Source organism: Blochmannia endosymbiont of Camponotus sp. C-003 (genome assembly GCF_023585685.1).
Lineage (GTDB): Bacteria > Pseudomonadota > Gammaproteobacteria > Enterobacterales > Enterobacteriaceae > Blochmanniella.
Genome location: NZ_CP097764.1, coordinates 638,042 through 662,805, shown reverse-complemented (window position 1 = coordinate 662,805; position 24,764 = coordinate 638,042). Strand labels below are relative to the sequence as shown.

The 24,764-nt window shown below is 28.5% G+C and carries 15 protein-coding genes and 1 tRNA gene; 3 read left to right on the top strand and 13 right to left on the bottom strand.

Annotated elements, in window-relative coordinates; translation table 11 throughout:
• Positions 1–584: 584 nt before the first annotated feature.
• Together glnA and yihA are read left to right on the top strand one after the other, a co-directional pair.
• Positions 585–2,009, top strand: coding sequence for a type I glutamate--ammonia ligase (gene glnA / locus M9397_RS02760; protein ID WP_250259662.1), 1,425 nt, complete (start codon positions 585–587; stop codon positions 2,007–2,009).
• Positions 2,010–2,234: 225 nt separating this feature from the next.
• Positions 2,235–2,834: a ribosome biogenesis GTP-binding protein YihA/YsxC gene (yihA, locus tag M9397_RS02755; RefSeq protein ID WP_250226860.1), complete on the top strand. Its 600-nt coding sequence runs from the start codon at positions 2,235–2,237 to the stop codon at positions 2,832–2,834.
• Positions 2,835–2,948: 114 nt separating this feature from the next.
• On the opposite strand, the gene polA is transcribed toward yihA, so the two are convergent.
• The 10 genes from polA to ftsY form a co-directional block, all read right to left on the bottom strand.
• On the bottom strand, positions 2,949–5,759 hold the full coding sequence (gene polA / locus M9397_RS02750; RefSeq protein ID WP_250259660.1) for a DNA polymerase I: 2,811 nt from the start codon (positions 5,757–5,759) through the stop codon (positions 2,949–2,951).
• A gap of 199 nt (positions 5,760–5,958) precedes the next feature.
• Positions 5,959–6,588 carry a thiol:disulfide interchange protein DsbA gene (gene dsbA / locus M9397_RS02745; RefSeq protein WP_250226858.1) on the bottom strand — a complete coding sequence of 210 codons (630 nt, stop codon included), beginning with the start codon at positions 6,586–6,588 and terminating at the stop codon, positions 5,959–5,961.
• A gap of 566 nt (positions 6,589–7,154) precedes the next feature.
• Positions 7,155–8,636 carry a 4-hydroxy-3-polyprenylbenzoate decarboxylase gene (gene ubiD, locus M9397_RS02740; protein ID WP_250226857.1) on the bottom strand — a complete coding sequence of 494 codons (1,482 nt, stop codon included), beginning with the start codon at positions 8,634–8,636 and terminating at the stop codon, positions 7,155–7,157.
• Between the two features lie 209 nt (positions 8,637–8,845).
• Positions 8,846–10,483 (bottom strand): ubiquinone biosynthesis regulatory protein kinase UbiB, encoded by a 1,638-nt coding sequence (gene ubiB / locus M9397_RS02735; RefSeq protein WP_250227210.1) that lies wholly within the window; start codon positions 10,481–10,483, stop codon positions 8,846–8,848.
• 584 nt (positions 10,484–11,067) lie between these two features.
• Positions 11,068–11,826 (bottom strand): bifunctional demethylmenaquinone methyltransferase/2-methoxy-6-polyprenyl-1,4-benzoquinol methylase UbiE, encoded by a 759-nt coding sequence (gene ubiE, locus M9397_RS02730; protein WP_250226856.1) that lies wholly within the window; start codon positions 11,824–11,826, stop codon positions 11,068–11,070.
• Between the two features lie 112 nt (positions 11,827–11,938).
• A complete protein-coding gene (gene rmuC, locus M9397_RS02725; RefSeq protein ID WP_250259658.1) occupies positions 11,939–13,441 on the bottom strand; it encodes a DNA recombination protein RmuC in 1,503 nt (500 codons plus the stop codon).
• A gap of 306 nt (positions 13,442–13,747) precedes the next feature.
• Positions 13,748–14,542, bottom strand: coding sequence for a uridine phosphorylase (gene udp / locus M9397_RS02720; protein ID WP_250226854.1), 795 nt, complete (start codon positions 14,540–14,542; stop codon positions 13,748–13,750).
• 227 nt (positions 14,543–14,769) lie between these two features.
• Positions 14,770–17,064 (bottom strand): 5-methyltetrahydropteroyltriglutamate--homocysteine S-methyltransferase, encoded by a 2,295-nt coding sequence (gene metE / locus M9397_RS02715; protein WP_250259656.1) that lies wholly within the window; start codon positions 17,062–17,064, stop codon positions 14,770–14,772.
• Positions 17,065–17,374: 310 nt separating this feature from the next.
• A complete protein-coding gene (rpoH, locus tag M9397_RS02710) occupies positions 17,375–18,223 on the bottom strand; it encodes an RNA polymerase sigma factor RpoH (RefSeq protein ID WP_250226852.1) in 849 nt (282 codons plus the stop codon).
• Between the two features lie 604 nt (positions 18,224–18,827).
• Entirely contained in the window at positions 18,828–19,763 is a 936-nt protein-coding gene (ftsY, locus tag M9397_RS02705; protein ID WP_250226851.1) for a signal recognition particle-docking protein FtsY, read from the bottom strand.
• Positions 19,764–20,153: 390 nt separating this feature from the next.
• Here ftsY and rsmD point away from each other — a divergent pair, with 390 nt between their 5' ends.
• Complete coding sequence (gene rsmD / locus M9397_RS02700; protein ID WP_250259654.1) at positions 20,154–20,594, top strand: 16S rRNA (guanine(966)-N(2))-methyltransferase RsmD; 441 nt, start codon at positions 20,154–20,156, stop codon at positions 20,592–20,594.
• Positions 20,595–20,824: 230 nt separating this feature from the next.
• On the opposite strand, the gene pgi is transcribed toward rsmD, so the two are convergent.
• From pgi to M9397_RS02685, 3 genes are all read right to left on the bottom strand, one after another.
• Positions 20,825–22,495: a glucose-6-phosphate isomerase gene (pgi, locus tag M9397_RS02695; protein ID WP_250226849.1), complete on the bottom strand. Its 1,671-nt coding sequence runs from the start codon at positions 22,493–22,495 to the stop codon at positions 20,825–20,827.
• Positions 22,496–22,946: 451 nt separating this feature from the next.
• Positions 22,947–23,864, bottom strand: coding sequence for a homoserine O-succinyltransferase (locus M9397_RS02690; protein WP_250226848.1), 918 nt, complete (start codon positions 23,862–23,864; stop codon positions 22,947–22,949).
• 344 nt (positions 23,865–24,208) lie between these two features.
• A tRNA-Ile gene (locus M9397_RS02685) sits at positions 24,209–24,282 on the bottom strand.
• Positions 24,283–24,764: the final 482 nt, after the last annotated feature.

Genomic DNA, 24,764 nt, shown 5'->3' with positions numbered 1-24,764 from the left:
TATGTAAGTTTGTATTATCGCATGTAGTATATATAATTTTTTTATTTATAAAACAACAGTTATCATTGTTAATATATGTTTAATTCTCTAAAACTATTGTTGATATTGACAATGCTGCTTACAATATAGATGAATTTTTTAAATTTATATGAAAATAAAAATGTATATATATTTGTGTACTTTATAAATATCATGAAGTATATAAATACATAAAAATGATTATAGCATGTTTGGGCTTTAACTGTTTTTTATGTTGAATTATAGAAATGATAAAAATAATTGATAGTCGTTATGCATATAAGTGTGTTTGTTTTTATTATATTAAATTATTTATCAAGATAATAGTAATATAAGAAATCAGTGTTATATCCAACAAATTTTAGGTTTCAATAAAGGATTAACAGATCTGATTCAAATATTTTATGTACTAAAATATGGTATAGTTTGAATATAGATATCTTAATCAAATAAAGTTTTGAAAACTGTTTGATCGCAAGAATCTTATTCACAAGAGTATTGTTAAATGCCTTTATACAAGTAATATTATCATTATCATGTGATCTATAATAGCTGAGAGAATAAATATGAAAAATATTGAAAAAATTTTTTCTGTTATAAATGAGAATCAAATAAAATTTGTCGATTTGCGTTTTACTGATACCAAAGGAAAAGAACAACACATTACTATTCCTACAACACAGGTTAATGATCATTTATTTAATCATGGCAAAATTTTTGATGGGTCTTCTATTAAAGGTTGGAAAGATGTTAATAAATCAGATATGATATTAATGCCTGATCTTGATAGTTTCGTGATAGATCCATTTTATGAAGATGCCACAATAATTATTCGTTGTGATGTAATTGACCCTAATACTATGAAAAATTATGATAGGGATCCACGGTCTATAGCTAAACGGGCGGAAATGTTTTTGTATAATTCTGGTATTGCTGATAACGTTATGTTTGGTCCTGAACCAGAATTTTTTTTATTTGATAGTGTGCGTTTTTCGACAACAATATCAGGATCTTATGTAGTTGTTGACGATCGAGAGTCTTCATGGAACAGTGGTAGGGTTTATAAAGACGGAAATAAAGGTCATCGTCCTAAAATAAGAAGTGGATACGCTCCAGTGCCCCCAATAGATTCCTCTCAAGACTTACGATCTGCTATGTCTTTAACAATGGAAAAAATGGGGTTAATCGTAAAAGCTCATCATCATGAAGTTGCAACATCGGGCCAAAATGAGATAGCAACTCGATTCAACACTCTTACTAAAAAAGCTGATGAAATACAAATATACAAATATGTGGTCCACAATGTTGCTCATAATTCTGGAAAAACCGCAACTTTTATGCCTAAACCTATTATAAATGATAATGGGTCAGGAATGCATTGTCATATATCCTTGCATAAAAAAGATACTAATTTGTTTTCAGGTTTGCAATATGGCAAACTTTCCGATATCGCTTTATTTTATATTGGAGGTATTTTACGTCACGCTAAAGCATTAAATGCTATAACTAATCCAACTACCAATTCGTATAAACGTTTAGTTCCAAATTATGAAGCTCCAGTAATGTTGACTTATTCTGCTGGTAATCGGTCCAGTGCCATTCGTATTCCATCGTTTGTGGAAAAATTAGGAAATGATGCATCATGCCGTGTTGAAGTTCGTTTTCCTGATCCTTCTGCCAATCCTTATCTGGCGTTTTCTGCGTTGCTTATGGCTGGATTAGATGGCATCATGAATAACATCCATCCTGGAGAACCTGTAGATAAAAATTTATATACTGTTTCTAAAAAAGAAGCATTATCTATACCACATGTGGCTTCATCTCTTGATGAAGCACTAAAATATTTATACGAAGATCATATGTTTTTAACCCGAGGGAACGTCTTTACCCAAGATTATATCAATACATATATTTCATTGTGTCAAGAAGACAGTAGACTAGTATCTGCTACACCACATCCTGTAGAATTTGATCTGTATTATAGCGTTTAAAAATTTTTTGTATTATATGTGAAAAAAATAAAAATACAACATTATTTATTGACTATAGATAGTAATTTACAAAAAATTTTATCAAGGAACAAAACAATTATTTTCATATTCATATATAAATTGGTTGTTTGAAGGGTTTATCAAATAAATTTTGTTAATTTATTTGATTTTTGAATGAACAAAATTATATTAATTTAAATAATTCATTTTAATATTTACTGTGTTATGACATATAATTATCGTGTTGCTTATTTTCTAATAAGTGTACCTGCGGTTTATTGTTTACCTAACGAAACAACAAGTATGGAGGTAGCTTTCGTTGGTTATTCTAATAGCGGAAAATCTAGTGCTATTAATGCTTTAACTTATCAAAAAAAATTAACTAAAGTGAGTAAAACACCAGGATGCACACAATTGATTAATTTATTTGAAATTAGTCCGGGTATTCGTCTTATTGATTTTCCTGGTTATGGTTATTCTAAAAAAAGCAAAAAAAGAAGAAACTATTGGCACGATGCTATATGCGAATACTTAAAAAAGAGAGAAAATTTAAGAGGATTAATACTAATAATGGATATTAGGTATCCAATAAAAGATTTAGATCAAAAAACAATTGAAAGTGCGCTTTCCCTAAACGTTCCTATTTTTGCTTTATTAAGCAAATCAGATAAAATTTCTAGAAATATTTTGCAAATTACATATAAAAAAATAAAACAAGATATGCAGATGATATTTGAAACACATATACAGGTTGAACCTTTTTCTGTCGTAAGAAAATATGGAATAAAATCATTGAAAAAAGTCCTCAATAATTGGTTAAAATAGTGTATTTTTTAAAATATAATTTACATAAATAAATTATTATAATGTGATTGTTATGCAACATGTAGTGATATTTATCATTGTATTTTTAATATTAATTTGATGTAAATTTATGTATTAATGTGCTTGCTCCCAATTCTTTCCAACACCAATATCTACTTTTAGTGGTACATCCATAATAAAACATTCTTCCATTAATGTTTTAATTTTTCTTATAACCGGGTCTATAAGATCATGGTGTACTTCGAATACTAATTCATCATGTACTTGCATAATAATCCGTGCTGGAATTTCATTTTTTTGCAACCAATTATCGATGGATATCATTGCTTTTTTAATAATATCAGCGGCGCTCCCTTGCATAGGAGCATTAATTGCTGATCTTTCAGCGCTTTTCTTTTGTGAAATATTAGTGGAATAAATGTCTGGTAAATATAATTTTCGTCCGTCTAATGTAGATACATAACCGTATTTATTAACATGTTCTCGAATATGTTGCATATATTTCATAACACCAGGATAACGATTGAAATAACGATCTACATATTTTTGAGCTTCTTTACATGTTACTGATAATTGACGTGCTAATCCAAATGCGCTCATTCCATAAATCAATCCAAAATTAATAGTTTTAGCTCGTTGTCTTTGTTCATCAGTAACTGAGTGTAATGCAGTAACAAATATTTCAGAAGCTGTTGCAGTATGAATATCTTTTTCAGAAAGAAAATCATTGATTAATTTAGTATCTTGAGAAAGATGCGCCATAATTCTTAATTCTATTTGAGAATAATCTGCTGCTACAATTAAAAAATTTTTAGGAGCAATAAAAGCCTGACGTATTTTTCTTCCATCGTAATTTCTATTTGGAATATTTTGCAAATTAGGACTAGTAGAGGAAAGTCGTCCCGTAGAAGTTCTAGTTTGATTATACGAAGTGTGTACTCTATTTGATTTTTTATTGATCATAGCGATTAGTTTGTTGATATAAGTAGATTGTAATTTAGATAAAGCACGATACTGCAAAATAATTTTTGGAATTGGATATTTTTTTGATAATTTGTTTAATACTTCTTCATTGGTTGAAGGAGCCCCTTTAGGTGTTTTCTTTAAAATTGGTAACTTTTGCTGATGATATAATATTTCTTGCAATTGTTTAGTTGAAGCAAGATTAAAAGGAGTGCCTACTAATTGATATGCTTCTAGCTCTAATGCATGAATTCGCGAATCTAACTCTTCTGAATGTGTATTAAGTAGTTGTTTATCAATCAATACACCATAACTTTCAATGCGGGATAAAATAGATATTAAAGGCATTTCTATTTCTTCAAATATTTTTTTTAGTTTGTCATTTTCCTCTATTTTTGGCCATAAAGTATGGTGTAGATTAAACAAGGATTTGATGAATTTTGAGGCATATAGCGACTGTAATTGTATATTTTGAAGATCTGAAATTATATTTTTTTTATTATAATTTTCATAATTTTTTTTAAAATTTGTAACAGCATCAAATGTATCCTTATCTAAAAATTTTTTTATATCGTGATAATTAGAAGTACCATACAGTGTATATAATTCTAATATAACATCAAATTCCATACCAACTAAATTTATATTATAACGTTTAAAAACAGAGTAGCTAAATTTTAGATGTTGGCTAACTTTTTTTATTTTTTCATTTTCTAAAATTGGTTGTAGAATTGATAATATTTCCTCAAGATATAAAAAATTCTGATGATTATTAATTGAATCAGTTTTTATAGGGATATACGCGTTTTCTTTAGTATCTATAGATAAACATATACTTATGATATTAGCTGTAGAAACATGAAATATATCTGTATGTATACTAAATATGAAAAATTTGGATGTGTTAATTTTTTCAACCCAATGATATAACATTTCAATATTGTGTATTATTTTGATAGTTTTTTGTTCTTTGGAATAATTTAATAATAAATTATTTTTTTGAGAGAACAGTGTATTATTGGATTGTCGGTGTGATGGGGTATTTTTAAAATGGTGATATTTATCCAGCCATGTTCCTGATTGTAAATCTATTAACCAATTTGTAAATTCATACTGTGTGAATAAAGATGACAAAGTGTTCATATTTATCCGTTGTATTAACAGTTGATAATCAGATATATTTAAAGATAGATTCGTTTGAATAGTTGTTAACCTATAAGAAAGAAATGCTACTTCTTTGTTGATTTGCAATGTTTTTTGTATTGCTTTAGCACCACGTAGACCTAAATTTAATATATCAAATTTATCTAGATGATCGTATAATTTTTTTAAGTTACCTATTTTATTTAATAAAATCTGAGCAGTTTTTTTTCCTATTCCAGGAACTCCAGGAATATTATCAGATCGATCTCCTATTAATGCTAAATAATCGGCTATTAAAGTTGGTGGTACCCCAAACTGTTTTTCTATTTCTTTAGGAGTGAGAATAATATTCGACATGGTATTTATGAGAGTTATTTGAGAGGATACTATCTGAGCCATATCTTTATCTCCTGTACTAATTAATACAGAATTTCCTGATCGCGCGCAAGATACAGCTAATGTACCTATTACATCATCTGCTTCTACATCAGGCACTCTCAGAATTGGTAACCCCATCGCTTGTATTATTTCACATAATGGATCAATTTGAGTATATAAATTTTTAGGGGTTTTAATACGATTAGCTTTATATTGTTCAAATAAATTATTACGAAAGGTTTTTCCTATTGTGTCAAAAACAACTACCATGTGAGTAGGTTGATATCGTATCAATAGACTTTTTATCATGTTGATTACCCCGTATATTACCCACACTGGGGTGCCAGAGCTAGTGATTAATGGGGGAAAGGCATGATATGCACGGTGTATATAAAAAGATCCATCCACTAGAATTATCGGACTATTTATGATTGTAGCCATAATAATGTTTGTATACGACTTAATTTTACAGAAAAATAAAGAGAATATTAGATTGTTACTTAGTAAAACTATTAACTGTAAGGTTATTATAAACAACAAAATAATAAAATCAATGAAGTCATTTTTCGAAATAACTTTAATACAAATAAAATACTTATTTATATATGTTAGCGTAATGATGATGTGCAATATATAAGGATTATGTTTTATCTATAAGTAAATTTAGCAACTCACAAAATTGTTTTATATAAGCATTAACGGATGATATGTCTAATTTCTCGTTTTTTATCATATATTTACCATTAATGAATATTGATGGTACTCCTTTTAAACGAAAATTTATTGCTGCTTGTTCTTGATCCAAAATTAAAGATTTTACTAATACACTATCCCAAGCGATATCAAATTCTTCTTCTTTGACACCAGATTTAATGAATATTGCACGAATATCCTCTACAGTGCGAATAGATTGTTGTTTTTGTATTGCTGTAAATAATATAGGGCTGATTTTATTTTCTATTCTTAATGCTATTGCTACAGCCCAAGCATGTGTTAATTGCTTTCCTAAGTTACCTAAAAAATTTACATGATATTTATAAAAATTTACATTTTTAGGTAATGTTTGTTTTATATTATTGGAAATATGATAAATTTGTTCGAATTGATAGCAATGTGGGCAGTAAAAAGAAAAAAATTCTAATAATTGCGGTGCATTGTGAATAGGTTTATTTAGTCGAACATATTGCCTGCCTTCTGTAATTGAAGAGGCAATGCTTTTGAATGAAAATATCAAATAAATTACTATCAAAATGAGATGCAATTTTTTCATACCCCCTCCTAATAAGTATATGAATATTTCATATAAAAATATAAATATTGTAATATTATGATTAGAATACTATTTTAATTTATTTAATATTTAAATTAATTTAATTATTGATGTTGGTTTTGTGTATAATACATTTATTTGTAGTATTGTATGAGAGTTTATGTGACTGTTGCATGAACTAAATATAGACAGTAAATTATATTTGTATTTGTTTGAATATGATTGTTAAAAATCATTTTATTGTCGAGATAGAATGTAATATTCGCAAATGGATTATTTTATATAATAATTTTAATTAAAATTTATTATCTATGTGTATGCATACATGGATATTTTCGTAGTTACAAAGTACATAATTACAAACCTATTCATAATATTATACTTGGAACTTCAGAGCAATGATTATATGTTATGATGAATGGAGAGCTTATATAAATTTATTTTAATATAGCAATACATATGTATATGCGATGATTTATTCATATAAATTGCAGTATATCTTTTATTTGTATCGCTAAATATTTATAAATATTGCTATGTATTTAATTTGGTGTATTTGAACTGTATTATTTTTTATTATAAAGTAGTATGTCTAATTTGTCCCAAATACTATCAATATAATGTCGCACTGTATCCTTCATTTGAATAGGAATACCCCATTCTCTTTCAGTTTCTCCTGACCATTTATTTGTTGCATCAATACCTATTTTAGAGCCTAAACCAGAAATTGGGCTAGAAAAATCAAGATAATCAATTGGAGTATTTTTTACTATTATGGTATCTCGATCAGGATCCATTCGTGTGGTTATCGCCCATACTACATCATTCCAATCTCGAGCATTAATATCGTCGTCACATATAATAATAAATTTAGTATACATAAATTGTTTCAAAAAGGACCATATTCCGAAAATTATACGTTTAGCGTGTCCAATATATTGTTTTTTTATAGTCACAATAGCTAATCTATATGAGCAACCTTCAGGAGGTAAATAAAAATCTATAATCTCCGGGAATTGTTTTTGTAAAATGGGGATAAATACTTCATTCATCGCCATTCCAAGAATTGCAGGTTCATCTGGTGGTCGCCCAGTATACGTAGAATGATAAATTGGGTTGTTCCGTTGGGTAATATGGGTAATAGTACATACTGGAAATTTATTAGTAGTGTTATAATATCCTGTATGATCTCCAAAAGGACCTTCCATTGCCATTTCATCTCGTTCTAAATATCCTTCTAATATAATTTCAGAATTAGCTGGAACATCTAAGTCGCATGAAATGCATTTGATCACTTCAGTTCTACAACCTCTTAGTAAACCAGAAAAAGCATATTCTGATAACGTATCGGGAATAGGAACTACTGCTCCTATCAAAGTAGCTGGATCAGCTCCTAATGCTATAGTGATTGGAAATCTTTTTTCTGAAGTATTTTTATGCCATTCTTGAAAATCTAATGCGCCACCACGATGAGATAACCATCTTATAATGATTTTGTTTTTAGATAGTACTTGTTGACGATAAATTCCAAGGTTTTGTCGTTTACTTTTTAGACCACGGGTGATCGTGATACCCCAAGTAATTACAGGGGATATATCTTGAGGCCAACAACGCATTATTGGCATATGTGTGATATCTACATCTTGGTTGCACCAAACATTTTCTTGGCACGGAGCTGTACTGACACGCTTAATGGGCATATGTAGGATATGACGAAAATGAGGTATTTTAGAAAAAAAATCATGCATTCCTGTCGGTAATTCAGGTGCTCTTAAAAATGCAAGTAATTTTCCAACATCACGTAAAGATAAAATGTTTTCTTTTCCCATCCCTAAGGCTATCCTGTTAGGGGTGCCAAATAAATTACAAAGAACAGGTATTGCATATCCTTTAGGATTTTCAAAAAAGAGCGCTGGACCTCCAGATTTAATAGTACGATCAGCAATTTCTGTTATTTCTAAATCAGGACTAATAGGAAATTTAATTCTTTTTAACTCTCCTCTATGTTCTAAGATTGTTATAAAATCACGTAAATCTTTATATTTCATAGTTTTTTAATAATCATTAAATATTGTTGCAATTAATAATATTGAAAATATTGCATGATGTCATTAAATATAGTTTTAAATTTATGATTGAAATTAGCTATATTTTTCTATTTTAACATTTATTTAAAATAAGATATTTATTTGCATGTTCACATGAACTTGTATTAGAAAATACAATTCAATAAAACAGTAACAGTATTATTGTGGATTTAAATAATGCGTTTCCAACCTATTATCCAAATAAAGATGCCAACTGAAAATAAAAAAATAGAAAAAATTTTTAAGTATTTATCTTGTATGTATAAGAAAATACTGCTAGTAATTAACATTGCGCCAACACCGAATAAAAATAATGCTTGACCGTGATTAGTTCGCTGAATGCTTAATTCTCTTATTAATGTTTCTATTTTTTCTTGTAAGATATAAGAACGTTTAAATTCATTAGATAACAATGTAGGTAATTCCGGTATTTTATCTATCCAATAAGGTATCTTGTCTTTTAAAGTACATACTGTTTTTGATAATTTTAATTGGTCCCGCATCCACTTTTTTAAAAAAGGTTGAGCAGATGTCCAAAGATTCAGATTTGGATATAGTTGTCTAACTATTCCTTCGATATATAATAAAGTTTTTTGTAATAAAATTAATTGAGGTTGTATTTCCATATTAAAATGTCGTGCGGTATTAAATAAGTACAACAATATTTTACTAAAAGGAATTTTTTCTAATGGTTGTTCAAAAATTGGTTCGAATACTGTTCTCATGGCGCATTCAAAATCTTCAATTTTGGTATCAACGGGTATCCAACCTGAATCAAGATGTAATTCAGCTATTTTACGATAATCACGATTAAAAAATGCTATAAAATTTGCTGCTAAATAGTATTTATCTTTTTTATTTAAAGACCCAATAATCCCACAGTCAACACTAATATATTTTGGATTTCCTGGATGTTTATAACTAATAAAGATATTACCAGGATGCATATCTCCGTGAAAAAAACCATCTCGAAATACTTGAGTAAAAAATACTTCTATTCCGCGTTCCGCTAATAATTTCATATTAGTTTTTTGTTTTTTTAACGCAACCAAATCATATACAGGTATACCATAAATACGCTCCATAACCATAACATTTTCATTACAAAAATCTACATATACTTTGGGTATATATAATATTTGACTTTTTTTAAAATTTCTTCTTAATTGAATAGTATTAGCTGTTTCTTTTAGTAAGTTCAGTTCGTTAAACAGAGTTTTTTCGTATTCTGCAACAACTTCTGAAAATTTAAATTTACGTCCTTCTGGTAGAAATTTATAAATCCATTTGGACAATCTATACATTAAGCATATATCTACTTTAATAATAGGTAAAAGACCTGGTCGAATAATTTTAATTACTATATCTTTATTGTTTTTTTTTAATCTGGCAGAATGTACTTGTGCAATAGATGCAGATGCCAATGGTATCTCTTGAAAATCTTTAAACCATGTTTCCAATGAATTTCCAATAGATTGTTCTATATACCTTTTAGCAATAATTCCGTCGAAAGGAGCCACACGATCTTGTAATATTGATAGTTGGTCTGCAACGGCATCTGAAAAGATATCTCGTCGAGTGGAAAGCATTTGACCAAATTTGATCCATATTGGACCTAACTCTTGTAATGCTAAACGCAATCTTTCCCCTAAAGTCAGTTGGGAATGTTTATTTAAAGAGTGCAAAAGAAATCTATTACCTATTCTTAATGGAAAAATTAGTCGATGAGTGGGAACGAAATCACTCAATCCATAATTTAATATTGTTTTTATTATGGAAAAAAGTCGATATAGTTCATCAAAAAACATCAGATTTCCTATAATTTGTTTGAAATGATTAAGCATATCTCTTTATGAGGGTTACTTTCGGTTCAATAAATTTATCTCGTGTTCCTACACTACTATCAAATATAGTTATATTGAAAATATTTTTAATTAATATTTATTTTTAATAGAAGCTTATGAGTATTGAATGCCAATTTAATTTGTCTTATGAAATATCAGTTTGATGTACATACAATGAATATTAGTAATGTTTAAACTAAATATTAGGTACTCCTATTTAATTAAATTTCGTATTTATTTATTTATTATTATTATTACACATCCTATTATAGATCTCATTTAATTTTAATATGAATATATTTTTCATGCACTGTATTGTAGGGTGTGTATTCATACGGTAATGGTATCACTGTTTTTATATGTTATTGTTATAAACATAAAGATACAAATAATTTGTTTTTTATTAATATATAAAACAATTGGATATTATAGGTTTGTGAACTCGATATGAAATACTTTTGTAAGATTCGAATAAATATTCATTGTTTTAATAGTATAAACGAATAGCAATATTATTGATCTTCATAACTTACTTAATATAAATCATTTTAACATTTATAAGCGTAATGTAATACAGCAATTCCGAAAGTCATGTTGAAATATTCGACATTTTTGAATCCTGCTTTTATTATCATATTTTTTAAAGTTTCTTGATCTGGATGCATACGAATAGATTCTACAAGATAACGATAGCTATTAATATCTTGAGTTACACATTCACCTATTTTTGGTAAAATATGAAATGAATATAAATCATATATTTTATTTAATATTTTAAACACGGGTACCCCAAAATCTAAAATTAATAATTTTCCTTTAGGTTTTAGTACTCTATGTATTGAAAATAATGCTTGCTCTTTATTTGTAAAATTACGTAATCCAAAAGAAACAGCAACACAATCAAAAGTATTTTCAGAAAAAGGCAGAGATTCAGCATCAGCTTGAATGTATAACACATTATTTAGTATGCCTAAATTGCGTAGTTTCTTTTGTCCTATATGTAGCATGGAAGAATTGATATCTGCTAATACTACTATTCCTGTGTTACCTACTAATCTGGAAAATGGAATACTTAAATCTCCAGTACCTCCAGCTAGATCCAGTACATTGCATCCAACATATACTTCACTGTGATAAATCACAAATTGTTTCCATATTCTATGTATCCCAAATGACATTAAATCATTCATTAAATCATATTGCGATGCTACAGTGTGGAATATATTAGACACTAATGATGCTTTCTTATTTTTGTAAACGTTTTTAAAACCAAAATGAGTTATGTCTTTTTCATATTTATTATTCATATTCGTTTATATATCGTAATATTTACCAACTACATTTCTATTTATCAAAAATATTGATTTCACTAAAATAGCATTATAGTTTTATCAAGTCACATATGTAAATATGCTTGTTTCAAGGATTTGATAAAGATTTATGAGATGTATTTTTAGTGAGATTATCTTCAAAATTGGATGGATCAGAAGAATTATTTTGTTTATCACATAAAAATATGTCATGTGACGACATCACATTAGCAACAATTGGTTGTTTTATTTGTACTCCAAGTGCTCGAAAACCTTCTGCTTGGCTTATAATGTTACCTTTTCCTTCAGAAAATTTATTTTTTGCTGCGCTATAAATAACTTCTGCTTTATTCAGATAGAGGCCAATTTTATTCAAGTCATCCATAAACAACCGTAGTTTATCGTACAATCGTCCTGCTTTATCAGCAATTTTTTTAGCGTGACAATTTTGATATTCATAACGCCATAAATTATTTATGGTGCGCAAAGCTATTAATAGTGTTGTAGGGCTGATTAACATAATATTATATCGCATAGCATCTGTTAATAATGATGCTTCTTTTTTGATAGCTAACATGAAAGCTGATTCGATAGGAACAAACATTAAAATATAATCTAATGTGTTTAATCCAGATAATTTTTGATAATCTTTTTTACTTAATGATTTTATATGAGCACGTAATGAATGTACGTGCTCAATAATAGCTGATCGTTGATCTTCTTCGTTATCGCTATTGAAATAACGTTCATAAGCTACTAGGGATACTTTAGAATCAATTATTACATCTTTACCATGGGGTAAATGTATAATCACATCAGGTTGTAATTTGTTTCCATCAGTTTGTTTTATGCTGACTTGTACATGAAATTCATGACCTTCACGCATACCAGATGCTTCTAATGCGCGAGTTAAAATTATTTCTCCCCAACTGCCTTGTGTTTTATTGTTTCCTTTCAATGCTTGTGTTAGATTAATAGTTTCTTGAGTAATTTTCGTGTTTAATTGATGTAAATTATGAATTTCATATGTCAGAGCATGTCTCGATTGCTCCTCTTTTGAGAAATTGTTTTCTATTTGACTTTTAAATCCTTCTAGTTGTTCTCGCAATGGATATAATGTTTTTTCAAGAGTTATTCGATTTTGCTTATCTATTTTATATCCGCTTTGATCAAAGATACGATTTGCTAAATTTTCAAATTGCATAGTTAATCGGTTTTCATTATCGATAAATAATTTTTGTTTTTCTTCTGTTGCTAATTTATGTTCTTCTAACCGAATGTTTAATTCCTGTAGTTTTAATTCTTGAGCATGATTTAAATTTAATTGCATATGTAATTCGTGATTTAGTTTTTCACATTTTTGATGATAATGATCTAATAATTTCAAACGTTCTTCGGCGGTAGATAATTTACCATGTAGTTCATATACTATTTGTGATTCTTTTTGCAATTTCTGTTCTATATTATAACGTGAAGCAGACTCATTTTTTAAATTTTGTGTCATGACAGATAAGGCGTTCTTATGAGCTGCGTAGTCATTATGGTATTTTTTAATGTAACTTTTTCTTATAATCTGAAAAAATATTCCAGATATTAAGAAACCTATGAACATGCTAATTATGTTATATAAGTGAAATGAGGTAATTGGCATATATTCTCTGTTATAAAATATATTGATACATAATCTTATAGTAATTATGCATTATTATTGATATGCAATATATCAATAATCTAGGAATACAACTAGACGACATAAGGTTTATATTATGTTTTAAACAACATATTTTCTTAGATAATACAACATATTAAATTTTATTTAAGATTCTTTGATTTTAAAGAAAATATGTTGTTCAAAAATTTTTCAAGTTATGAAATATATTTTGAATGAATTAAAAGATCTCAAAAGTGACAATTAATATTATTTTAAATAATTATGTAAAGTATTGTTTTTATTCATAAGAATATGAGCACCTTCTATTACAACTTTAATTGCCATGTATTCAGTATGGTGTATCAAATCAATGTTTGGAGTTTCTTTTTGTGTACGGTTTACAATAACACCTGTAACCACTCCTGCCCGTAATCCTTGAGCTAAACACATAGTTAGTAGTGTTGCAGATTCCATTTCGTAACTTATAACTCCCAGGTTTTTCCATTCTTCCATGGATCCGCGCAATTTTTGAATAACTCGTCCAGAATATGTATCCTCTCTTTCTTGTCCAGGATAAAATGTATCTGAAGATACGGTTACACCAAAATGTGATTTAATCCCAATGTTTTTAGCTGCTTTAATTAAAGCCATAGTACACGATAAATCTGCTACTGCTGGAAATTCTAATGGAGCAAAATGTTGACTTGCTCCATCACAGCGAACGGCTGCAGTGGTAATTAATATATCGCCTATTTTTATGTGTTTTTGAATAGCTCCTGCAGTACCTACACGTAAGAATGTGCGTATGCCTAATTGGGATAATTCTTCCACTGCAATGGAAGTAGATGGACCACCTATACCTGTAGAACAAACAATGATTGTATCTCCGTTAATTTTTGAAGACCAAGTAGTAAATTCTCGATGACTAGAAATATATTTTGATTCGTCCATTAAAGAAGCGATTTTTTTTACTCTATTAGGATCGCCTGGAAGAATAGCTAAAGTCGCTCCTTGAAGGTCCCTGATCTTTAAACCTAAGTGAAATGTATTAATTATAGTCATAATAAATCTAATTGCGTGATTTTTTAAGAGCTATTGTCAAGTATTTAAAATTAGTGGAATATTTTTCCAAATTTTTATTTTATAAATTAAATAATATTAATTGTAACTTATCTAATAATCGTTCTTTAAATAGATAATTTCAATGACCATGATTTCACTAGTAAAAATGGTAATTTTTATCTGGATATTAATTGTATACAATCAATGAATAAGATTATTGCGATAATTTATGGTAAATATGATTGTTTGCGTAATAATTTAGCCGCAGACACCATATTACTCAATGATTGTTTAGTTTCAGGCCATGATCTCGTCTTTAACCCGCAATCAGGATTAATCCATAAACGTTGTTTTGGGATATATTTTAACAATTGATTAATTTTTGTGATAAGCTCGTTTTGAGTTGGTGCATTTGGAGAATGAATATCGTATATTCCTGGTCCAATTTCGTTTAAATTCTTGGTTACATATTGTATAGATTGTAACATTTTTTCGTCTGACCTAGATGCTTCTATGCTGATTACATCTGCATCTAATGCTAGAATACTATCCATGATATCACTAAATTCAGAATAACACATATGAGTATGAATCTGAGTTTCATCTTTCACCGACGATACAGTTATCCTAAAGACATCAATTGCCCATTCTAAATATTTTTTTTGATCAGAATGTTTTAAAGGTAATCCTTCTCGTAAGGCTGGCTCATCAATTTGTATGATTCCAATGCCAAATTTTTCTAAGTCGATTACTTCATCGCGTATCGATAATGCTAATTGTAGTGCTATTGTTTTTCGTTGTATATCTTCGCGTGGGAATGACCAATACATTATAGTGACAGGCCCAGTTAATATACCTTTTATTGGTTTTTTAGTCAATGACTGAGCGTAATTGATCCATTCTGTAGTAATGGGTTTTGAGCGACTAATATCTCCAATAATTACTGGAGGTTTTACGCAACGTGAACCATAACTTTGTACCCATCCATTTTGAGTAAATATAAATCCATTTAAATTTTCTCCAAAATATTCTACCATGTCATTTCGTTCTGGTTCTCCATGCACTAAAACGTCTAAACCTAATTTTTCTTGTTCTATAATAATTTCTTTAATATAATTCTTGATATTAAGATGATAATCTTCTTTATTGATTTGATTATTTTTGAAACGAAAACGAAGTTTACGAATTTCTTTAGTTTGAGGAAACGAACCGATAGTAGTTGTTGGAAGCAATGGTAAATTAAGCTTCTTATGCTGTAATGTAACTCGTGTTGCGTATGGAGCACATCTAGAATGTGCAATTTCATTGATATCTTCGAGACGTTTTTTAACTTGTATATTATGAATTGTACTGGAACCAGATCTCAAATTATTGGACACGTAATATTCATTAAGTATATCTTCGTGTGTCGAGTCGTCTTCGTATTTAGCGTTCAAAGCAGTGCATAACATTTTTATTTCGCAACATTTTTGTACTGCAAAGGCAAACCATTCTTTAATGTGTTTTTTTAGTTTTGTCTCTATATTGAGATCGATAGGACTATGTAAAAGAGAACAGGAAGAACTTATCCATAATTTACGCTCTCCTACTAAAGGGGATAATTTTGTAAACCAGTTATGTAAATTAGTTTTCCATATATTACGTCCGTTAATTACTCCTGCTGATAGTACCCAATGTTTTGGTAATTGTGCATGAAGTAAAGGTATGTTATCAGAGTTGGAAACTAGGTCTGCATGTAGACCATCTATTTTTAATTGTGTAATAATATCTAATTGATGATATATATTATCAAAGTAAGTAGTTAACAGCAATTTAACTGTACCATGAAGTTGTTCATATGTGCTTAGATATGCTTCTAGCCATTGGAACGGTAGCTCTAAAACTAATATGGGTTCATCAATTTGTACCCAATCAATATTTTTTGATGATAATATATCTAATATTTCTTGATATACTGATAATAAATTAGGTAATAGTGATAATCGATCAAATTTTTTTCCTTTTACTTTTCCTAACCAAAGATAACTAATTGGGCCAAGTAGTATTGGTTTTACTGTATATTTTAGAGACAAAGCTTCATCTATTTCATCGAATAATTGCATCCAATTCAATCTAAATTCTTGAGTGTGAACAAATTCGGGTACTATATAATGATAATTTGTATTGAACCATTTTTTCATTTCTGCAGGCGGTATTAGTTTTTTGTTGAAAGAATATCCTCGACTTATTCTAAATAATGTTGTTAAATTATCATTTTCTTGATCAGTTCGGTGTCTATTTGGAATATTATTGAGCATCATGCTAGTAGTCAAAACATGATCATACCATGCAAAATCGCCTACTGGGATCCAATCGATACCGGAATCTTTCTGTTGTTTCCAATGACGTCTGCGTAATGTACGACCTATTTCTAGTAATTTATTTTCTTTTATCTTCCCATTCCAATAGTATTCTAGAGCATACTTTAGTTCTCTATGTAATCCAATACGGGGAAATCCCAATGTATGACCGATAATTGTCATAATTTACTCCATGATCATATTTGATTATATGAGGTGTTCATAAAAATGTAGAGTAGAAAATATTTAAAAAAAGCGTCAGGTGCTAATAATCAATCTGGATATTGAAAAATAAATTTACAGTTGATTCTGTATTATATAGTTATATGATTACTTTATAAACTTAATATACACAACATTGCAATTATTAATTATCGCGAATTGTATCAAATAATTTAGCTTATAGTCAAATAATTAAAATTAATAAATTATATACACGTGCTAATGGTTTTTTATATCGTTTGGTTTTGTAAATCAAATTAAAAAAATCTAATTAATTTTGTATGATTAATCTCATTTTTTTCATTGCATTTTTTTCTAATTGACGTACTCGTTCAGCGGAAACACCGTATTGATTAGCTAATTCTTGTAATGTACTTTTATTGTCTACATTTAACCATCGGGCACGAATAATGTGTTGGCTGCGTTTATCTAAAGTGTTTATAGCTGCATTTAGTTTATTACCAACCTGATCGATCCATTCATCTTCTTCATTAGAAGAAACGATTTTATCTTGTAAATATAACATAGGTGCTATTGATATTCCTCGATTATCGTCATCTGAAGATTGTTCAAAATTCATATCTTGTGCTGACATTCGAGATTCCATTTCACGTACGTCTTTGCTAGTTACATTTAGTGCTTTTGCAACTACTTCTATTTCTCCTGCATTAAACCAACCTAAACGTTGTTTAGTTTTGCGTAGATTAAAAAATAGTTTACGCTGTGCTTTAGTAGTAGCGATTTTTACAATACGCCAGTTTTTTAAAACATATTCATGGATTTCTGATTTAATCCAGTGCACAGCAAATGATACTAAACGAACATCTAATTCTGGATTAAATCTCCGGACAGCTTTCATTAATCCAATATTACCTTCTTGTATTAAATCGGCCTGCGCTAAGCCATAACCAGAATAATTACGAGAAACGTGAATAACAAATCTTAGATGCGATACAATGAGTTTTTTTGCAGCATCTAAATCTCCATGATAATATAAGCGTTGAGCTAGCGTTTTTTCTTCTTCTGCTGTTAACATAGTGTAGGCATTGGCGGCTCTTATATATGCTTCTAAGTTCCCTTGAGGAACTAAAGTTATATTTTTTTGTATATATTTAGGCATTTATTCTCCTAAAATAACCATGCGTATGCTGATAATATATGTGCATTAATGCACACATATTCAATTGCATTAGAACTTTTATTAAAAAATTTTGTGTCGACAATAGAACTGATACATAACACTAAATATTATATGCAATAACACAATCATCATTTGATGCTATTATTAATTTAAATTATATATATAATATCATAAAATTACCTGTTATCATTAATTATTTCCCATTTAATCCCATCCAATAATTCGTTAAATCATTTTAGCAATGAAATCTGAATTTCAATTAACATTGATGATTGTAGATTATGTATAAAGTATCCAGTATCCTAGAGGTTATATTTTTTGATTCATTGTTATTAATTTGTGCTATTGTATTAAATGATGTCTTTGAATCAATATGCTAGTGTTATGATTTTTTTTCTATTTAAAGGCATGACAAGTGCTGATTTTAATTCTTATAAATTGGTCTGTTTGGATGAAACTGCTTGTAAGCATAATAAATATTAATGACATTATTTTTAATAATTGTTGATGTAATTATTTTTATTGTTATTTATATTAGTATCTTGTTCTCAATAGATACTAATATAAATTATGAGTATTTTTGTTATTGAGTTTGCTCTTTTAAAATAGCTTCAACAAAATTGTGTGATATAAAGGGTTGTAAGTCATCAATATTTTGCCCTATTCCAACATATCTTATTGGTATTGAAAAATGATCAGCAATAGATAAAAGAGTTCCTCCCTTAGCGCTACCATCTAATTTAGTCATAATTATTCCTGTAATTTTAATAGCTTCATTGAACATACGTACTTGATTTATAGAATTTTGTCCGATGTTGGCATCAAGAACTAATACGATTTCATGAGGTGCTTCTGTATCAATTTTTTTTATTACTCTGATAATTTTTTTTAGTTCTTCCATAGCATGTATTTTATTTTGTAATCTTCCTGCGGTGTCTATAATAAGTAAATCAACAGATTTTATTTTAGCTATTTTAATAGCATCAAAAACTATTGAAGCAGAATCTGCAGTGGTATTTTTTTTGATGACTGTAACGCAACCACTACGTTCTCCTAAAATTTTTAATTGATCAGCAGCTGCTGCTCTACAGGTATCTCCTGCTGCTAACATTACAGTTTTATTCTCTAATCGGTAATAATGTGCTAATTTTCCAATAGTAGTAGTTTTTCCCACACCATTAACTCCTACTATTAACATAATAAATGGTTTTTTTTCTTGTAAAAAAAACGGTTTGTCGACGAGTGTAACTATTTTTAACATTTCGTTACGTAATGTATCGTGAAAAGATTTTTCATCACAGTTTCCATTAACATTAATATAATTTCTCAAATTATTAATGATTTTTTTTGTAGTGTGTATATTTATATCTGCAATTAATAACTGATTCTTAATTTTATCCAGCGTAGCTGTATCAATTCTTTTATCATGAACTAAATCCATGATATTATCACCTAATTTTTTTCGAGTATTTAATAAACTTTGCTTCAGTTTGCTAAATAAATTATATGCACGATTCATATATATATTTACCTCATGATTATTATCAACATATGTGATTTTGTTTTCATTATTTTTTATGTTTTTTTAGATATTTTGTTAATTAATTTTAATTGATATTGTTTATTTTGTATTTTTAAAAACACGAAATATTTAGATGTAATACGCCACATATGATTATATAACGTAAATGCAACTAATAGAAAGTATAACAAAAATAAATGGGTGGTAGATATATGAAGAAGTATCAAAAACTATAATTGTAATATTTTTATAGTTTATGTATAAGTAATTAGATTTATATGGAATAAAACAAGTTGATGATTTGTGGTTCATAATAAAAATATTTATTTTAAAAGATAAAGATATCTTATGAATCGTTATTGTTAAACTTAGACATATAGCGAATACATGAAAAATAAACTACATTTAGGTGTATCCAGAAAAATCAAGATTATTGGTGGTAAATGGAAAGGAAGGAATATACCAATCCTTCGGAATGCTAAGATACGACCAACTACTAATCGTATGCGTGAAATGTTATTCAGTTGGCTTAATCCTATTATTTCTAATGCGGTATGTTTAGATTGTTTTGCTGGAAGCGGCGCATTAGGTTTAGAATCATTATCTAGAGGGGCTAGTAAAGTAACTTTTTTAGATAATAATCGTATTTGTACCACTGCGTTGATGGAAGTCACGCAGTCTTTTTCAGCATATAACAGTGAGATAATATATACTGATTGTCGCTCTTGGTTACAACAATCAATTATGACTTATAATGTAATCTTTCTTGATCCTCCTTTTCAGGACAATATCATACCTGAGGTTATTTTTTTTATTAGAAACATGTAATCTATTGGAAAAAAAATCTTGGATTTATATAGAAACCTCTAAAAATAGAAATATTTTTAATGCTAGTATAATTCCAAATCATTGGGTTTTATATCGTGAAAAAATTACTCGGAATGTCATGTATTATCTTTTTCTGAGAAGATCATAGAATGTTTTAAATATGACAAAATACTAATAAAGACAAATTATTCCTAATGTCTTAACTATATAATTGAACACGATTTTATGAATCAAGAACCACATTGATTACGCCAAAATTTGTAAGAATCTATTAAACCGCGAGTTGAGCTGTCATGCTGTTTAGAGGTGATATTTTCATATTTTAATTCCGGTAAAATACTGTCAGCCAGTTGCTTTCCTAATTCCACCCCCCATTGATCAAAAGTATAAATATTAAAAATAATACCTTGTGTAAATATTTTATGTTCATATAAAGCAATCAAAGCTCCTAAAGTATAAGGGGTGATTTTTTTAACTAAAATAGAATTACTAGGATTATTTCCTTTACATAACTTACAAGGAGCGACATATTGTTCGTTTCTGTAATTTTTTTTAGATTTTATATATTTTTGAATTGATGTTGCATGTGTATTTCCGAAAGCTAACGCTTTAGTTTGAGCCAAAAAATTTGATATTAATTTTTCATGATGATCAGATATAGTGTTATGACTGATTGCTGGAGCTATAAAATCACATGGAACCATTTTAGTACCTTGATGAAGCAATTGATAAAATGAATGTTGTCCATTAGTCCCAGGTTCTCCCCATATAATAGGACCAGTTTGATATGTAGTAATAGGGCGTCCATTTCGATCTACACATTTTCCATTAGATTCCATATTTACTTGCTGCAAATATGCTGTGAAACGATGCATGTATTGATCATAGGGAAGAATGGCTTCAGTTTCTGATTGAAAGAAATTATTGTACCAGATACCAATAAGCGCTAAAATTACTGGCAGATTTTCATGTAACGGTGTGTTATGAAAATGCATATCCATATCATGAGCTCCGGTCAGTAATAATTCAAAATTACTAACTCCTAGCGATAGCATTATCGGTAAACCAATTGATGACCATAATGAATAACGTCCGCCTACCCAATCCCAAAGCTTAAACATATTGTCTGACGGATTAATACCAAATTTACGCACTTCTATAGTATTTGTAGATAATGCTATAAAATGCTTCGATATATGTTGTGCATTGGAAGAAACTTTACAAAACCAATTACGTGCGCTAAGCGCATTGGTCATAGTCTCTTGAGTGGTAAAAGTTTTTGATGCTATTACAAATAGTGTATTTTCTGGATTTAAATTTTTTAATGTTTCAAAAATATGTGTACCGTCAATATTAGAAACAAAATGCATGTTTAAATGGTTTTGATATGGTTTTAATGCTTCAGTGACCATATAGGGCCCAAGATTGGAACCTCCAATGCCTATATTAACAATATCTGTAATTATCTTATCTGTATAGCCTGTCCAACTACCTTGAATAACCCGATTACAAAATTGTTTCATTTTATTTAGTACTACATTTATTTGTGGCATTACGTTAAATCCATCTACTAAAATTGGTGTATTTTTTATGTTTCTTAGAGCTATATGTAGTACAGCACGATTTTCACTGCGATTAATTTTTTCACCACGAAACATATCTGAAATAGCTGCTATCAGATCACATTCAATAGCTAAGGATATTAGTTTCATGATAGTTTTGTTTGTAATTAAGTTTTTTGAATAATCTACTAAAATTTCATTGTTAAATGTTTTAGAGAAGCGACTGAACCTATATTTATCTTGATTGAACAAATCGATAATTGATGTGTCCTTCATATCGTCAAAATGACGTTTGAGATCTTGCCAGGATTTAGTATGACTAGGATTTATATTTTTCATGATTTATTTTCTTATGTTCTATTGTAAAAAGTAAGTGCATAAGAATTTAATTTAAAGTAAGCTATTCGGCGCAACATACTTTGTTGACGTTACTATATCTATTGAGTTGGGTAATGTATATAAAGAACTATATCATACCTTATGCATCATGTATAAATATGACGAAAAACTATTTATTTTTTTATAAATATAATACATATCTCCACACATATTTATATAAATTAAAGAGTTCTTGTCTATATATAAATATAATTTTTTAGTTAATTGATATCATCAATTTCATATAAAAGTTGAAATACGTAGTTATTTTACACTTATAGTAACAATAAGTACAAAACTGTAGTTTTGAATAAATTGTACGAGTGTGAAATATTTATAATTTTTTGAGCTTAGATTTTGTAAGTTGATTTTCTAAAAATAGAAAATATGATTTATTATTTATTCAATTTGTTCAAACAGAACTGAAATGTTTTGTGATATTTATGTTGTACACATAATGATTTAACCAATTGGCAAACAATAAATACGCGTGACTTCTCCAGTTGATCTTAGGCGCTAAATTAGGATTGTTTTGAGGAAAATAATGATCTGGTAGCATCGGACTTAATCCTAATTTTAAATCTCTATAATACTCTTGATGTAAAGTCATCGCATCATATTCTGGATGTCCAGTGATAAATATTAAACGCTTGTCTTGACTGATAAGTAAATATGCGCCTGCTTCATCAGATTCTGCTAAAATTTCTAAATCTGTATTCCGATAAATTACATCCTTAGGGAAATCCGAATAACGAGAATGAGGTGCTAAAAATATTTCATCAAATCCTTTGGTTAAAAGTGCATGTGAATTAATAGTATTATGCTGGTAAATTCCTACTAATTTATGTTGTCGAGTAAATTTAGGAAGATTGTATAGTATTTTTAAAGCTGCTTGTACTGCCCAACAAACAAATAATATTGAGTTAATATGCTCTTTTGCCCATAAAAATAATTGCTTAATTTGAGGCCAAAAGGTTATATCTTCAAAATCAATCAACCCTAAAGGAGCTCCGGTTACAATTAAACCATCGAAATTTTTATATTGGATATCTGGAAAACTGCAATAAAATTTATTTAGATGTTCGACAGGTGTGTGTTTGGGAACATGATTATCTATGCGTAATAATTGAATATCAACTTGTAAAGGAGAATTTGATAGTACGCGTAGGAATTGATTTTCTGTTTCAATTTTTTTTGGCATTAAATTAAGAATCAATACTTTTAAAGAATTTCGTTCTTTAAAAGTATTACATGATTTTTGCATAACAAAAATGTCTTCGTTCTGTAAAATTTTTATCGCAGGCAATTTTCTTAATACCCGAACTGGCATAGTGTTTGCGACCTTAATATGGATACATATGTGCTAAGTTTATTTGATTTGAGATTGTTTAATTACCTATATATATCACAAATTCCTATTTATTTCTTATAAAGATGAAATTTTAATCATAAAAATCGATTTTTTTATTTAACACATATTCAATACAATTTAAAAAATGAAAAATCATAGTTAAAGATTACTGATATCTGCGCTCGATATATTTAAGATAGTTAAAATGATTGTAATGATCAATCGCATATACGTATTATAGGCATGCATAAATATGCAAATTTTATTGCATATTAACCATTCCATTATCTATCTAAATTAAGTTCAATGCATTGATTTTATTATAGGCCTGAGTGGAATTGAACCACCGTCCTCACCCTTATCAGGGGTGCGCTCTAACCGCCTGAGCTACAAGCCTGTAATATCAATGATAAAATGTATCAATTTTTAAAATTTTTAATCATAACACATGAGATATATGTAAGTTTTGATTGCTTAACCGCTTTTTTTATTGAAAATGAAATGTATAGTTAAACTCACGTGTTTATTATTTACATAGTAAAAATACCACATCTTACGATAGCATAACTAGAAATATTAATTCAAGCGTTTCCATAGCTTTGTCATTGCAGTAAAATTAATAAATAATAACAATTGTTTCAAATTCTATTTTTGAATCTTATATACTATTACAATAATCTCACTAATATAATCCTAATTACCTACAGTAATCAGTATTACTTCAGATGTCCTCAATAAACAAGTGATTTAATCTATTTTTTTCATTGAATTTTTTAATTTTTCAAGTACAATTATAAAAATATTTGATCATTGAGGCGGATTGTTTTTAAGGATATAGAAGGATATAAAAAAGGTTCGTTTGGAGTTGTATGTTAGTAA